Genomic DNA, 14,781 nt, shown 5'->3' with positions numbered 1-14,781 from the left:
GCACCGTGGAGTTGATGGTCGAGAAGTTGTTCGAGCCGGGCTGGCCCTGCGCCGCAGCGGCCGCCTTGTCGACCTGGTTGGCCGTGTAGAACGGGAAGATCGGATACTGCGCCGGGTTGTCGTACAGACGCAGCGCCTCACGGTAGGCGGCCGTATTCGGGATCGCACCGACCGCGAACGGATAATAGTTGTTGATCTCCTTCCACGGGTTGAACGTCCCGTCGGGATAGCGGTGCTCGAACAGCTGCCGGTTCGAGTTCCACAGCACACTCGTGATCGCGTTCTGGATCCGCGTGGCCAGCGTGCGCATCTCGGCGGCCTTGGCCGTGTTACCGACCGCGTCATACGCCTGCGCCGCGGCCAGGGCACCGGAGTACTGGTAGGCCGACTCGGCCCGGTCCATCCGGCCCGAGCGGTAGTGGAACGACACCGCATCGGCGTCGTTGCCCGTCAACGCACCCCAGTCGTACTCGATGAGCCCGTTGTTGTTGGTGTCGTAGAACGCCAGCTGGCCCTTGACGTCACCCTCGGAATACTTGGCGATGTTGCCCGCGATCGCCGGCTGGCCGCCGTAGATCTGGTACGCCTTCCACGCCGCCTCGGCGACATACTGGGTGTAGCTGTTCGACCAGTTCTCCGGATCACCCGGGTTGTCCATGAACCGGCCGCCCTTGGACACCTGCCCGACCGACAGCACGTTGCCCATCGCATAGACCGGGTTGCGCAGGTACTTCAGGTCGTCGATGTGCATCGGCTGGGTCAGCACGATCGCGTTGTTGTAGCCCAGCACACCCTCGGTCGACGTCGGGAACTGGAACGTCTGCCCCGGGATGTCGGCATCGAGGTTGTTGAACCGCATCAACCACCAGCGGTAGTAGATGTTCTTCTTGATCGCCGGCTCCGCGACGTCGATGTAGGGCAGGTTCTGCGCCCACCACAGGTTGTACGCCCGCACATGCGTCGCGAACGCCGTGGCGTTGCTGTAACCCGCATACGCGTTGTACTCCGTCAGCGACGCCGGGATCTCGTTGGCAACGAAACCCATCACGACCTTCGCGGTCACCGTCGCGCCCGCCGCAATCGTCACCGAACGGTTGAGCCCACCACTGGAAACCGTGAAACCGTCACCGGTGATACGCGGATACAACGTGGTCAGGTTGTTGAACGCGTTGACCTGGCCGGTCAGCTCACTGCCGCTGCCGGAGGTCGCGAACGGCGAGGTGGCCCGCAGCTGCAGCGTCGTCGAACTGCTGCCGCCGTTGGTGATCGACAGGTTCGTCACCGCGACGTTGTTGTCGGTGATGAACTTCGTCTGATTGATCGTGATCGAACCGCTGGTGTGCACACTCTTCCAGTGGCTGGGCGCCTGCCAGCGCGAACCCACCTGCTCGGTGAACGTACCGGGGGTCACCGCGACCGTGTAGGCGTTGCCGTTGTTGATGCTCTCCCAGTACGCGGCCTGCCCGGCGAAACCGAGCGTGCCCGGAGTGTGCGTCTTCATGTACAGCGCACGGCCACGCGACATCAGCCAGGTGCCCGCCGGGTCGTTGCCGGGACGGGCCAGCAGCCGGTCCATCCAGAAATCGGTACCACCCGACTCCGCGTTGTAGATCGACTGCATCATGTTGCCGCTGGTGTAACCGACCGGCGCAGCAGGGATCGCCGGACCGCTGAACGTGGGGAAGCCGATGGTCTGCGCCGCCATCGCCGGACTGTTCGCCTGAACGGCGATCACGCCGGTGGCCAGTACTGCGGACAGGCCGAGTGCCAGGCTTCTGCGCCGGGGGCGCGAAAGCAGTGGCATGGTGTTCACCTCCACAAAGGGGGACGGTGGGAAGGAACGCGGTGAGAGGTCTGTTGACCCGGCCGCGCCCGCCGGGTAGGCGGTGCGGGCGCGGCCGGGAGTATGGGCCTGCTCAGCCCTTCAGCGCGCCGGAGGTGAACCCCCGTACGTAGCTGCGCTGCATGAAGGCGAACAGCAGGAGGCAGGGCACGGCCATGAAGACCACCCCCGCCTCCAGTGCGGCGTAGTCGATGGAGCCGTGGCTGGCGGTGCGCATGTTGACCACGGCGAGGGTGGTGGTGAACTGGTCGGTCGAGTTCAGCAGGATCAGCGGCGCGAAGAACTCGCTCCACGAGGTCAGGAACGCGAACAGGCCGACGGTGACCAGGCCGGGCTTCACCGCGGGCAGCATGATCCGGAGCAGGGTGGACACGCTGTTGCAGCCGTCGACCTGGGCCGACTCTTCGAGTTCGCGGGGCACGGCCTCGAACGAGTTGCGCATCATGAAGATGGAGAACGGCAGCTGGAACATGATCAGCACCAGGCTCAGGCCGATCAGGCTGTCCTGCAGGCCGATCCAGCCGAGCAGGACGTACAGGGCGATGAGGATGGTCGCGTAGGGCACCATCAGGATCGCCAGCGTGAGCAGGAACAGCAGGTCCCGGCCGGGAAAGCGGAACCGGCCGAAGGCGTAGCCGCCCAGCGTCGCCACCAGCAGCGTGCCGGCGACGGTCAGCGCGCTGACGGTCAGGCTGTTGACCACATGGTGCACACGGATGCCGTTGTCGGAGGTGAACAGCCGGTCGTAGTTCTCCAGCCCGAAGCCGGTGCCGGTGCGCAGCGACGCCCAGCCGCTCCACAGCAGGGGCGACAGGAACAGGATCGCCAGCGCCGTGCCGGTGACGTAGTAGCCCCACCGGCCGGCAAGGGAAGACCTGGTCATGAGTGCCTCTCCTAGGAGCGTCGGCGTAGCACGCCGAGCTGGATGACGTTGAAGACGACGAGCACGGCCAGCAGCGCCACCGAGATGGCCGCCGCGGAGCCGAGGTCGAGGCGGATGAACGCCTCCCGGTAGATCACCATCACCAGCGATGTGGTGCTGTTGTCCGGGCCGCCGCGGGTGAGGATCCAGAACTGGTCGAAGGCCAGCAGCGAACCGGTGATCATCATGGTGAGCACCAGCGCGATGGTGGGCCGCATCAGCGGGATGGTGACCCGGCGGAAGGTCTGCCAGCGGCTCGCGCCGTCGATCCGGGCCGCCTCGTACACCTCCAGCGGGATCGCCTGCAGGCCGGTGAGCAGGATCAGCATGTTGAACCCGGCGAAGCGCCACAGCACCAGCACCATCGCCGAGCCCAGCGCGGACTCGGAGCTGCCGCTGGTCCAGGAGACGTAGCCGTCGATCACGCCGATCTTGCGGAGCAGGTCGCTGATCGGGCCGATCTCGTCGGACAGCAGCCCCAGGAACAGCAGCGAGGCGCTGGCGAAGCCGACGGCCATGGGCAGCAGGAACGCCGTACGCAGGAAGCCGACCCCGCGCCGGCGCTGCTGCACCAGCAGGGCCAGCCCGAACGCGACGACGAACAGCCCCACGGTCATCAGCACCGTGTACTTGACGGTGAACCAGACCGCGGAGGCGACCAGTTCGTTGTCGGCGATGCGGGTGTAGTTGTCCGGCACGTTCATCGTCGGCGCGCCCAGCAGGGGCCACTTGTGCAGCGACATCCAGCCGACCAGCACCAGCGGCACCAGGAAGAACAGGCCGACCATGACCGCGGTGGGCGTTGCGTACAGGGCCCCGAGCGCGGCGCGGCTGCGGGCGGCGCCGCGCCGGAACCGCCGCGGCGGACGGGGCGCCTCCGGGGCGGGCAGCGGACGCGCCTTGCCGCTGCGGGACGGGGTGAGCGTGGACATCGCGTCTCCGGGTCGGTCGGTCGAGGTGGCCCGGCCGCCGTGTGGGGGCGGCGGCCGGGCCGGGTCGGGTCAGCCTTGCTGGAGTGACTTGGTGATCGCGGTGTTGCCGTCGGTCAGCGACTTGGCGGCATCACCGAACAGCGCCCCGCGGACCGTCTGCAGCCAGGGGCTCTGCGGGTCGTTGAAGGACGCGTTGAAGTTCTTCGCGTACGGCGTCTTGCCCTTGGCGACCAGGCTGTTGATGAGCACGATGCGCGGGTCGGCCGAGGAGTACTTGTTCGACGCCAGGTCGGTGCGGATCGGCACGCCCTTGTTCTTGGCGATGATCTCGACCTGGGCCTCCTCGGACATGGTCCAGTTCAGGAAGTCCCACGCCTGGGCGGCCTTGGTGCTGGTGGCGCCGACGCCCATCGCGTCACCGCCGATGAAGGTGGAGTCGCCGCCGTCGGGCCCGCTGATCGGCGCGACGCCCATCTTCACGCCCTTCTCCTCGATGAGGCCAAGCCACACCGACGGCCCGGGGGCGATGCCGATCTTGCCACTCTGCAGCGCGCCGAGCCAGGTCGGACCGGCCTCGTCCTTGGACGCCGGAGCCGCCACGCCCTCGTCGTACAGCGCCCGGTAGAGCGCGAAGACGTCGGCCATCTCCTTGGAGTCGACCTTGGCGTTCTCGCCCTTGGCGTCGAGCACGTCGCCGCCCGCGCCCCAGACCGAGGGCCAGAAGGTGAACTCGACGCAGCCGCCGCAGTTGCCGCCGAAGTAGGTGCCGTTCACGTCGCCGCCCAGCTTGTCGATCTTCCGGGCGTGCTCGGCGAACTCCTTCAGCGACTTCGGGCCCTTCTCCGGGTCCAGGCCCGCCTTGGTGTAGAGATCCTTGTTGTAGAGCATCACCGACATGTCGACGGTGTGCGGGACGGCGAAGTTCTTGCCCTCCCAGGTGCCGGCGTTCAGGTGTCCGGGCGACACCTTGTCCTTCAGGCCGCTGGCCGCCAGGCGCTCGGTCAGGTCGGTCCACAGACCCTGCGAGGCGTACTGCGCCGCGAACACCACGTCCGCGCCGAACAGGTCGGGCAGTGCCTTCGCGCCGGCCGCGGAGGCCAGCTTCGCCGGGTACTCCTCGTTCGGGTACGAGGTGACGGTCACCTTGTTCTTGTGCGTCTTGTTGTACGCCTCGGCATACGCCTTGGACACCGACTCGGTGGCCGCGCGGGTCCACAGCGTCAGCTGCGCGCCGTCGTCGACGCCCGCGGTGCCGGACGCACCCGGAGCCTCGGGGTCGTCACCGCCGCACGCGGCCACGGCGGTCACCAGCAGGGCCGCCGCCGTGACGGCCAGCGCCCGAAGTCCTCTAGATCTCACAATCTCTCCTTCCAACGGTATGTGGATGAGCGGTGGAGCCGGAACCCGGAGAGTCGCCTGATACGCCGTGGCGAGCCGGGTCCCCATGTGCGGTGGTGCGTTCAGTGGTGGATCAGGTGGTGGGCAGCCAGACCCGCATGGTGGAGGGTCCGTTACGCGCCCATCGGTGGTACGGGACCAGCGGCACGTCCAAAGCGGTGCGCCGGCCGACGGGTCCCGCGTCGGCATACGGCCAGGGCCGTTCGGGCAGGTCCTCGGTCAGCCCGCGGACCGTCACGCCGCCGTCGGCGGCCGGGTCGGTGCCCGGGTCGACCCGCAGGCTGTCCAGGTCCAGCTCGCCGCCGACCGACTCCGCGCACAGCACGACGGGCCCCTGCTCCACCGCCACGCAGCCTCTGACCGCGTCGATCCGCGGGTCGGGGCGGGTGAACCGGGGCCGCATCGGCAGCGCGAGGGTGATCCGGTCGCCGACGGCGAAGTCCCGCCGCAGCACCGCCCGATCGCCCGACGTCGGCAACGGCTCGCCGTTGACGGTGACCGTCGCACCCGCCGCCCACGAGGGCAGCCGCAGCGCGAGCGTCCACGGGCCGGGCTCGGCCGCGGTCACCTCGATGCCGACCGTGCCCTCGTCGGGGTAGCCGGTGCGCATCCGCAGCCCGACCCGCCGCCCGTCCGCCAGGGTGGTGTCGATGTCGGCGTCGGCGTACTGGTGCACGCGCAACCCGTCGTCGTCGACCGAGGCGACATAGGTGGACAGGCTCGCCAGCAGCCGGGCCGTGTTGGCCAGGCAGCAGGACACCTCGAACCACGGCGCGCGCGGGCCGCCGCCGAAGCCGAGCTGCTCCACGTCACCGGGCAGCACCGGGGTCAGCGCGCGCTGATGCAGCGTGTGGGCGTAGAAGAAGGACCGGCCGTCGTCGCCGATCGCGGTGGCCACCACGTTGTAGAGCAGGCGCTCGATGACGTCGGCGTAGTGCTCACGCCCGGTGGCCAGCATCAGCCGCCACGCCACCATGATCGCCGCGATGCCGGCGCAGGTCTCCGAGTACGCCCGGTCGGCCGGCAGCACGAAGTCGTCGCTGAACGCCTCGTCGAGGTGCCGCGAGCCCATCCCGCCGGTCAGGTAGGTGCGCCGGGCCAGGGTCCGGTCGAACTGCGCCGCGACCGTCTCCAGCAGCTCGTCGTCACCGGTCTCCACGGCCAGGTCGACGACCCCGGCGGCGAGGTAGAGCGCCCGCACGGCGTGACCGCGCAGCACCTTCGCGTCGCGTACCGGGATGTCGTCGCTGAAGTAGGCCCAGCCGAACTCGTGCCGCGGCAGGGTGCGCCGGCCGCGCCGGGACACGAACAGCGCTGCCTGGTCCAGGTAGCGCTGCTCCCCCGTCGCCCGGAACAGCTCCACCAGGCCCGGCTCGATCTCCGGATGCCCGCAGACCGCGTCGCGGCCGGTCGGCCCGAACTCCTCGCAGACGTGGTCGGCGACCCGCCGCGCCACGTTCAGCAGCGCGTCGTCGCCGCTGGTGCGGGCCCGCGCCACCGACGCCTGCAGCAGGTGCCCGGCGCAGTAGAGCTCGTGCCCCCAGGCCAGGTCGTCGTAGCGGGCACGCTGGCCGGGCCGGCCGAACGCGGTGTGCAGGTAGCCGTCGGCCGCCTGCGCACCGGCGATCATCGCGGTCAACTCGCCGATCTCGGTGTCGCGGACCGGGTCGGCCTGCCGGCCGGTCTCCCACGACATCGCCTCGATCAGCTTGTACACCTCGGAGTCGGAGAACTCGCGACCGCGCCGCTCGGCGCTGCCCCGGCCCACTTCAGCGGTGAAGTTGCCGGTCCAGCCGAGCTTGTCCATCCATTCCCGACCATGGTCGAGCGTCGCCCGCCCGTTGGTCGCCTGCCGCTGCGCCCAGAAGCCCCCCGTGATCCGAACCTCGCTCAGGCCCAGCGGTCGCAGGACTCCTCGCGACGGCACCACGGGCCGACCTCCGGTGAGGTCGGCGGTTCGCGCCGCCACCGTCATCTCCGCCTCCAACAGACTCTCGTGACCGTGGTCACTTCCACGTTGGAGCAACCATGGATCCCGAAAACCTTTTCGGCAAGATGCTCGCCGTGTTACATCTCGATAACGTGGCGGGGCCTAGTCACAGCAACCCTTGTGTGGTTAAGCTCCGACACGTTGTCGAAAAACGAGCGAAAGGCTTTCCGTGGGCAGGCGGCGATCGACGTCGGTGACACTCACCGACGTGGCACGGCTGGCGGGGGTGTCGGTGGCGACCGCCTCCAAGGCACTCAACGCGCGCGGCGAGGTCGCACCCGACACCCGACTGCGGGTGCTGCAGGCGGCCAACCAGCTCAGCTTCCAGCCCAACGTGCTGGCCCGCGGGCTCATCTCCGGGCGCACCCGCACCATCGGACTGCTCACCGACGAACTCGGCGGCCGGTTCTCCATCCCCATCCTGCTCGGCGCCGAAAACGCTCTCGGCAATGAGCAGATGTCGGTGCTGCTGTGCGACGCCCGCGGCGACGCCATCCGCCGCCAGCACTACATCCGCACCCTGCTCGCCCGGCAGGTCGACGGGTTCATCATCCTCGGCGACAGCAACGACCTGCGTCCCTCACTGAGCCGGGACATCCCCGTCCCGGTCGTCTACGTGTACGGCCAGTCCACCGACCCCGCCGACCTGAGCGTGCTCGCCGACGACGAGGGCGGCGGACGCCTGGCCATGGAGCACCTGGTCAGCCTGCGCCGGCGCAACATCGCGCACATCACCGGACCGCAGAGCTACCGCGCCGCCCGCGACCGCGTCACCGGGCTGCAGGCCGTGCTGGCCGAGTCCGGATTGGAGCTGGTCGGTGGCGAGCCGCTGTACGGCGAATGGTCGCAGCGCTGGGGCCGCCACGCCGCCCGGATGCTGATCACCGCCCACCCGGAGATCGACGCGATCTTCTGCGGCAACGACCAGATCGCGGCCGGGGCCGCGCAGGCACTGCAGGAGCACGGCTGCCGGGTGCCCGACGACGTCGCCATCATCGGCTACGACAACTGGGAGGAGATGGCCGCCGACTGCCGGCCCCCGCTGACCACGGTCGACCTCAACCTGGAGCAGCTCGGCGCGACCGCGGTCATGCACCTGTTCGCCGCGCTCGACGGCACCCCGTCCTCCGGCGTCATCCGCCAGCCCTGCCGCCTCGTCGTCCGCGAATCCACCGGCCCGCTTCCCCAGCAGGCGTGACACGCGCCCGTGCCTGCGGCAGCCTCCACTGAACCGGGGCAGCGGGTGCACTTCCGGTCGCGCACGATTCCGGGTCCGCGGCGGACCCGTACTGCGGACCGGTGACGTTCGACAGAGCTCAGGCGGTGTGGCGCCGTCGCCTCATCCGTACGACGGCAAGGGCCAGGCCCGATGCGACCAGAACGGCAGCGGCGGCCGCGAGCTGCTCGTTGTGGATCCGCCACCAGGGAAGGACGGGTTCGTCGGTCAGCGGCTCCGCGGCGGCACAGGCGAGCCGCGCCCACGCGTCCGACGAGCGGACCAGGAACAGGCGGTAGCGGTGGCCTTCCGTCAGCGGCGACAGGCACGGATGGTCGCCCGGGTCGCCGACCGGGACCGTGTCGACCGCCTCGCCCTTGACGGTCTCCTCCACCTGCACTGTCGCCAGCTCGGAGAAGATCGTGTCCCGGTCGCTGACCACGCCGACCACCACCAGGTCGGCCCGCTGGAGCTTCTCCTGCTCGGTCAGCGGGATGCAGGGCGTGCACGCACCCACCGGCACGGCGAACAGCACGACACCCAGCACACCGAGCACCACGATCAGCAGTCGTCGCATTCCATCTCGGACGCCGGGCAGTGCAACGGGGTTCCTCACGACAGGGTGTCGGCCGGTTTGAACGCGCGGCGCGACGAGCGCTCAGCCACCGGGAGCCGCCCGGCGCGGCCGCGGCCCACCCGATGCGCGGCCACCGCAGACTCACAGACGTGGATGTCGTACGGTCGGAGCCATGGCGACCGAGCAGCCGAAGGACATCCTGGGCGAGATCAACGGGTTCGTGGCGCGGATCCACGCCCTTGACCCGCACGCGCCCGCGTCCACGGAGCTGACCGTGCGCGTCGACGGCCGCGAATCACGGCTGATGCTGAGCGAGCCGGTCGCCCAGGCGCTCAGGCTGGCGTTGCAGGACTACCACGATCCCCGTGACCAGGGATACTGCGACCACTGCGGCGGTCCGCGACTCGACGAGAACTTCCAGTGCCGCGACTGCGGCAGCCTCAACGGCGTGTTCGGCCAGATGCTCGCCGAGCGGGCATTCGGCTACACCGAGCCGGAGGCACTCCCGCCCGCACCCGACGGTGGGGGCCGGCACTCGCGACCGTGATGGGACGTCAGCTGGTGGGAGTCGGTGCGGGCGCCAGCGACAGGCCGTAGATCTCGTCGAGAACGGTCGGCAGCAGCGTCTGCGCGGTGCGCGCCTGGACCCCGCCCGCCCCTGAACCCGCCGAACCGGCAGGTATGCGCCCGCCGCCCACATCATTCGAGTTGTAAGCCACAACAAGGGCGATGTGGGCGCGGATGGCGAAAGGCGTTCCCGTCACGGAACGCCGTCGCCCCACCGTTCGGCATCACATCGGCGGGCCTGCGTAGCGCTCTCCGTCGAGGTAGGGCCAAGGATTGGCGCGGCAGCCCTGCAGGCCATAGGTCTGCTGCTGCATCGTCGGCGCGGGCCTGCCCTTGCCGGGGCAGCGCTCGTGGTTGCGGCCCAGCTCGTGGCCGACCTCGTGGTTGATCACATACATGCGGTACGCCGACAGCTCGACGTGCGCCTTGACATAGTCGGGCACGGACAGCCGCCACCGGTTGAGGTTGACGACGACGCGGCCGGGCAGGCGGCACGACGTGTAGGACACCCCGTCGAGCCTGGTGTCCATGCCTGCGGTCGCGCACAACCTCCGGGTGGTCTCGCCGGTGGCCAGGTAGATCGTGAAGTCGTACGCCGAGCCTGCGGGCACCCGTTGCAGGCGGCGCTGCCCGCCGCCGATCCAGCTGCGGGGATCGCCCAGCGTCAGGTCGACCATGCGGGTGAACTCGGCCAGTTCGGTCCCGGCGATGTTGGTCTCGGCCGCGACCCGGAACCGCCGCAGCCCGCCCGCGGTGCCGAGCACGCCGCCTTGGCCGGTCGCGTACTTCCAGGTCCCCGGTCCGGAGGCGGGGAAGTCCCCGTCGAGCCGGTACACCGGAACCGGCGACGCGGATGGGCTCGCCGAAGCTGGTGGCGACGGCGACGGCGATGTCTGGACGTCGCCGGACACCGGAGTAGGCCGGGTGGTGGATTCCCCGCCGTCGCGCAGCAGCGCCGACCCGACCAGCAGGGCCCCGACCAGCAGGCACAGCAGCGCAACCCAGCGTTGCGGGCGCTGTCGACGTCCCGATGGCCCGCGCCTGACCCGAGGCGATCCCGCCTGCCGCTGTCTGCGGGTCTCGGAGACCTCGGTGCGCCGTGCGGGTGGGGTCGGCGTGCTCGTTTCGGGACGCTTAGGCGTCCCGAAACGAGCACGCCGTTCCGGAGAATGCTGTGCGTTCGCCACCGCCCGACGGTAGGCAGCAGACGATCAAGAACTTTTGAAGAACCGGTCCGGCCGCCATGCCGTTCGCCGCGCCGCGCGCTGGCCAGCGCGGACAAGTGAGTCGAGGTAGGTTCGTGTAGGGCCGCCCGACCTGTTCGCGCCGCGGGCACTGCCGGCCGCCCTGGCGACGCTGCTGGCAGAAGGCCCGCCGGGGCAGCCCACGCCGATGGGGCTCTGAGGAGTCAGGCGGCGGGCAGCCAGACGGTGAAGGTCGTGCCGACGCCCAGCACGCTGACGACGTCCACGGTCCCGCCGTGGTCGGCGACGATCTGCCGGGCGATGGACAGGCCGAGGCCGGAGCCGGTGGTGTAGCGCTCGCCCCGGCCACGGGCGCGGTCAGCCCGCCAGAGCCGGTCGAACAGGTGCGGCAGGTCCTGCTCGGCGATGCCGCTGCCGGTGTCGGCGACGCAGACGAGGTGCCGTTCGCCGTCGGACGTGACGCCGAGGGTGATCGTGCCGCCGGACGGGGTGGCGGCGAGGGCGTTGCGGACGAGGTTGCCGATCACCTGGCGCAGCCGGTCAGGGTCCGCGGACACCCATCGCGGGCCGGTGCCCTCGGTCGTCAGTGTCACGCCGGACGCGTGGGCGAGCGCGGCGTGCGCCGTCTTGCAGCCGGCGACGAGTTCACCCAGGTCGAGCCGGATCTTCTGGTATGTCAGCGCGCCCGCCTCGGCCAGCGCCAGGTCCTGCAGGTCGTCGACGATGCGCTGCTGCAGCACGGCCTCGTCGTGCAGCGACTCGAACAGCTCCGGGCTCGGCGGGAGCACGCCGTCCTTGAGCGCCTCCAGGTAGCCGCGCAGGTTCGCCAGGGGTGTGCGCAGCTCGTGCGCCACGTCGGAGATCATGCGGCGTTGCAGTTCCTCGCTGCGCTGCAGGGAGTCGGCCATGCGGTTGAACGAGCGGGCCAGCCCGGCCAGCTCGTCCTGGCCGCGCACCGGGACGCGTTCGGTCAGTTTGCCCTCGCCGACCTGGGCCGAGGCCGCGGTCAGCGCGCCGATGGGGCGCAACACGCGGCGGCTGAGCAGCCAGGACGCGCCCACCGCAGTGACCGCGACGACACCGGCCGTCAGCACGATGGACTTCACCGGCAGCCGTGGTGACGGCTGCTCGGCCGCGCCGACGTAGACCCGCATCTGCGCGGGCGCGTACGCGCCGACGGCCCGCGAGAACACGTCCTGCAGGCACGGAACCAGCTGCGCGGACTGCTTGTGGCAGGCCTGCAGCTCGGCCTCGAACGCCCGGTCGATCTCCATGGGAACCTGTGCCTGTGCCTCGACCTCGCACGCCTTCGACTGGGCGCTGTATGCGGCAGGCTGCGGCAGCGGGATGCCCAGCCTGGCGTCGGCCAGCCGCACGCCGATGCCCGCCCTGGTGAGGCAGGACGCCAGGTGCATACCCACCCGGTATTCGAACGACGCCAGCAGCACGGTCTTCGCGCCGAGGGGCACGCCGTTCTCGGGCAGCGGCTGCCAGGTCGGGCGCGGATCGACGAGCAGCGGGGGCCCGGTGACGCCACGTACGGCGGCCCCGGCGAGCGTGTCGGAGTCGGCGATGACCGTGCCGGAGACGGTGGTGACCTGAATGCGCTGCCCGGTCTGCAGGGACAGTTCGCGCACCCGCTCGGCGACGCCGTCCCAGCCGCCGCGGGTGCGGGCGAAGTCGGCCAGGCCGGTGGTGATCAGCACCTGCTGTTCGGCGGTCGCGCTGACCGTACGGTCGAACTCGCGCGACGCCTGCTGGAGGGTGAGCCAGGCGGTCGCCGCGGTGGCCGTCACCGCGATGAACATGACCAGCGCGACGACCCGCAGCCGGAAGCTCATGCCGGCATCCGGCGGCGGTCCGGCCCGCTCACGGCTGCTCGGCCAGCCGGTAGCCGCGGCCGTAGACGGTCTGCACGTAGCGGGACTCGGCCGGGTCGTCCTCGATCTTGCGGCGCAGGTTCATCACGTGCGCGTCGACGGTGCGCTCCTCGACGTGGTTGTCGAAGCCGAACGCCCGGTCGATGATCTGCGCCCGGGAGAACACGCGGCCGGGCGCGGCGGCCAGCGCCGCGAGGATGCCGAACTCCTTGGCGGTGAGCGCGACGAGCCGGCCCGCGACCCGCACCTCGAACCGCCCCTCGTCGATCTCCAGGTCGCCGACCCGCAGGATCTCCTCCTTGGCGGTTCCGGGGCGGGTCCGGCGCAGCAGCACCCGCACCCGGGCGGCGAGCTGCCGCGGGCTGAACGGTTTGGTGACGTAGTCGTCCGCGCCGAGGTCGAGGCCGATGAGGATGTCGTCCTCGGTGCTGCGCGCGGTGAGCAGCAGGATCGCCACGTCGGACTCGGCCCGCAGGATCCGGCAGACGTCCAGGCCGCCGAGGGTCGGCATCATCACGTCGAGCACGACCAGGTCCGGCCGGTAGGCACGGCAGCGCTCCAGTGCGGCCAGTCCGTCGCCGACGACCTGGACGCTGTGGCCCTCGCGTTCGAGGTATACCCGCAGCAGATGGGCCTGCTTGGGATCGTCCTCGGCGATCAGCACCCGCGCGCTCACTCCGGCCCTCCTGGTCTGGGAGGTCCGACCTTAGCCGCTGGTCAGCGCGGTGGCACCGGCGTGGCGGAGCGCTTCATCGCCGCCGGACCGGTTCTTCACCGGTTCTTCATACGGACGGGCGCCGCCAGTGCGGGTCGCGGCCGGTCCTGCCCAGCAGCCTGGTGAACGGGTCGGCGTCGGCGGCCACCGGCACCTCGTCGCCGAAGACCTTCCACTCCCTGGCCATCGGTCCCATCTCGTCGACCATCGTGTGCAGCTCCTCGACCGCGGCCGGCACCGGGGTGTACGGCCGGCCGGTGGCCACCGCGAGGTCCCACGGGTGCAGGGTGAGGTCGAGCAGCGCCATGCGCCCGACGGCCAGCTGGGGCAGGCCCATGCCGGGCGACACGCCCTCCAGCACCGACTCCGGGGTCCAGGCCAGCACCAGCGCGTCGGTCTCGGCGGCGAAGCGGGCGCGCCAGTCCGTGCCGAGCACGTCGGGCGTACCGGAGAAGTCGGCGGCCTCCCGGCGGGCCAGGCCCTGGAAGTTCACGACGACCTGGAACAGGTGGTTGACCAGATCGCCGACCCGGAAGTCGGCGCACGGGGTCGCGGAGCCGACCTGGTCGTCGGTGACGGCGTCGAGCACGGGCACGGCCGCGTCGGCGGATTCACGCAGTAGGTTCGAGATCGCGGTCATAGCCCGACGCTAACCAGCCTGCTGCGGGAGGTCTTGAAGAAATGCGACAGCCACGCCGGGACACCCGGGGCATCGTCGACCCCGCCGGGCTGCTGCGGCAGGTGCGGTTCCGGCGGCTGGCGCCCGCGGCGGAGCTGGCGGAACTGGTCGAGCACTACTGGTTCATCGACTGGGACCTGGACCGGCCGTTCGAGCAGCACGTCGTCGGGCACCCCGCGGTGAACCTCGTGGTGCTGCGGCCGACGGTGGACGATCCGGTGACGGCGGAGGTGTCCGGCGTCGCCCGGGAGCTGTTCTCGATCAAGCTGGCGGATCGCGGCTGGGTGCGCGGCGTGCAGTTCCGGCCGGGCGCGTTCCGGGCGTTCTCGGGCCGCTCCCCGGCGGAGCTGACCGGCCGCCGGGTGCCGCTGGCGCAGGTCCTGCCGGTGGCCGATCCCGGTGACCGGCTCGCGGCCGCGGCCACCGACCAGGCGGCGGGGGCGGTGCTCGACGAGTTGCTGCTGGGCCTGTGCCCCAACCCGGACGAGTCGGTACGCCTCGCGATGCGGCTGGTGGACCGGGTGCGGCAGGACCGCGGGCTGCGACGGGTGGAGGACCTGGCCCAGGAGGCGGGCATGTCGGCGCGGTCGCTGCAGCGGCTGTTCACGCAGTACGTCGGCGTAGGGCCGAAGCAGGTGATCCTGCGCTACCGGGTGCACGGGGCGATCGAGCACGCCGAGGGCGAGGTCGACTGGGCGGCGGTCGCCGCGGAGCTCGGCTACAGCGACCAGGCGCACCTGGTCCGCGAGGTCACGGCCGCGATCGGGGTGTCGCCCGCCGCGTACGCGGCGTCGCTGCGCTAGCCCGCCCGAAATCTCCTCTTGAGCGATTGCTCAAACAGTCGTACAGTCGGTTTG

General features: G+C 70.6%; 14 protein-coding genes. 3 read left to right on the top strand and 11 right to left on the bottom strand.

Translation table 11 applies throughout. The features are described from left to right. From FLL47_RS05685 to FLL47_RS05665, 5 genes are all read right to left on the bottom strand, one after another. Positions 1-1,804: MGH1-like glycoside hydrolase domain-containing protein (locus FLL47_RS05685; protein WP_425457657.1), on the bottom strand; the 1,804-nt coding region annotated here is incomplete at its 3' end. 112 nt (positions 1,805-1,916) lie between these two features. Continuing rightward, positions 1,917-2,726, bottom strand: coding sequence for a carbohydrate ABC transporter permease (locus tag FLL47_RS05680; protein ID WP_144119335.1), 810 nt, complete (start codon positions 2,724-2,726; stop codon positions 1,917-1,919). An 11-nt stretch (positions 2,727-2,737) separates the two neighbouring features. Further along, complete coding sequence (locus tag FLL47_RS05675) at positions 2,738-3,697, bottom strand: carbohydrate ABC transporter permease (RefSeq protein WP_144119334.1); 960 nt, start codon at positions 3,695-3,697, stop codon at positions 2,738-2,740. Positions 3,698-3,766: 69 nt separating this feature from the next. Continuing rightward, positions 3,767-5,056, bottom strand: coding sequence for an ABC transporter substrate-binding protein (locus tag FLL47_RS05670; RefSeq protein WP_144119333.1), 1,290 nt, complete (start codon positions 5,054-5,056; stop codon positions 3,767-3,769). Positions 5,057-5,168: 112 nt separating this feature from the next. After that, complete coding sequence (locus tag FLL47_RS05665; RefSeq protein ID WP_246157566.1) at positions 5,169-7,064, bottom strand: glycoside hydrolase family 127 protein; 1,896 nt, start codon at positions 7,062-7,064, stop codon at positions 5,169-5,171. Between the two features lie 190 nt (positions 7,065-7,254). Between FLL47_RS05665 and FLL47_RS05660 the strand changes: the two genes are divergently transcribed. After that, the gene (locus FLL47_RS05660; RefSeq protein ID WP_144119331.1) at positions 7,255-8,283 is read left to right on the top strand and encodes a LacI family DNA-binding transcriptional regulator; all 1,029 of its coding nucleotides are present in this window, start codon (positions 7,255-7,257) and stop codon (positions 8,281-8,283) included. Positions 8,284-8,401: 118 nt separating this feature from the next. On the opposite strand, the gene FLL47_RS05655 is transcribed toward FLL47_RS05660, so the two are convergent. Continuing rightward, complete coding sequence (locus FLL47_RS05655; RefSeq protein ID WP_144119330.1) at positions 8,402-8,878, bottom strand: hypothetical protein; 477 nt, start codon at positions 8,876-8,878, stop codon at positions 8,402-8,404. Between the two features lie 172 nt (positions 8,879-9,050). Here FLL47_RS05655 and FLL47_RS05650 point away from each other — a divergent pair, with 172 nt between their 5' ends. Beyond that, positions 9,051-9,425, top strand: coding sequence for a hypothetical protein (locus FLL47_RS05650; RefSeq protein WP_144119329.1), 375 nt, complete (start codon positions 9,051-9,053; stop codon positions 9,423-9,425). Between the two features lie 7 nt (positions 9,426-9,432). Here the strand turns inward: FLL47_RS05650 and FLL47_RS05645 are convergent, their stop codons facing one another. From FLL47_RS05645 to FLL47_RS05625, 5 genes are all read right to left on the bottom strand, one after another. Further along, the gene (locus FLL47_RS05645) at positions 9,433-9,642 is read right to left on the bottom strand and encodes a hypothetical protein (protein WP_144119328.1); all 210 of its coding nucleotides are present in this window, start codon (positions 9,640-9,642) and stop codon (positions 9,433-9,435) included. Between the two features lie 27 nt (positions 9,643-9,669). Then, positions 9,670-10,632: a DUF3152 domain-containing protein gene (locus tag FLL47_RS05640; protein ID WP_246157564.1), complete on the bottom strand. Its 963-nt coding sequence runs from the start codon at positions 10,630-10,632 to the stop codon at positions 9,670-9,672. Between the two features lie 221 nt (positions 10,633-10,853). After that, positions 10,854-12,491, bottom strand: coding sequence for a sensor histidine kinase (locus FLL47_RS05635; RefSeq protein ID WP_144119327.1), 1,638 nt, complete (start codon positions 12,489-12,491; stop codon positions 10,854-10,856). Positions 12,492-12,519: 28 nt separating this feature from the next. Continuing rightward, entirely contained in the window at positions 12,520-13,206 is a 687-nt protein-coding gene (locus FLL47_RS05630; protein ID WP_144119326.1) for a response regulator transcription factor, read from the bottom strand. 106 nt (positions 13,207-13,312) lie between these two features. After that, on the bottom strand, positions 13,313-13,885 hold the full coding sequence (locus FLL47_RS05625; RefSeq protein ID WP_144119325.1) for a TIGR03086 family metal-binding protein: 573 nt from the start codon (positions 13,883-13,885) through the stop codon (positions 13,313-13,315). Positions 13,886-13,926: 41 nt separating this feature from the next. On the opposite strand from FLL47_RS05625, the gene FLL47_RS05620 reads away from it, so the two are divergent. Next, positions 13,927-14,727: a helix-turn-helix domain-containing protein gene (locus tag FLL47_RS05620; RefSeq protein WP_144119324.1), complete on the top strand. Its 801-nt coding sequence runs from the start codon at positions 13,927-13,929 to the stop codon at positions 14,725-14,727. Positions 14,728-14,781: the final 54 nt, after the last annotated feature.

It is taken from the genome of Catellatospora sichuanensis (assembly GCF_007483665.1).
GTDB classification, from domain to species: domain Bacteria; phylum Actinomycetota; class Actinomycetes; order Mycobacteriales; family Micromonosporaceae; genus Catellatospora; species Catellatospora sichuanensis.
Note: the sequence above shows the minus strand (reverse complement) of the source record. Positions and strands in the feature narration are given on the sequence as shown.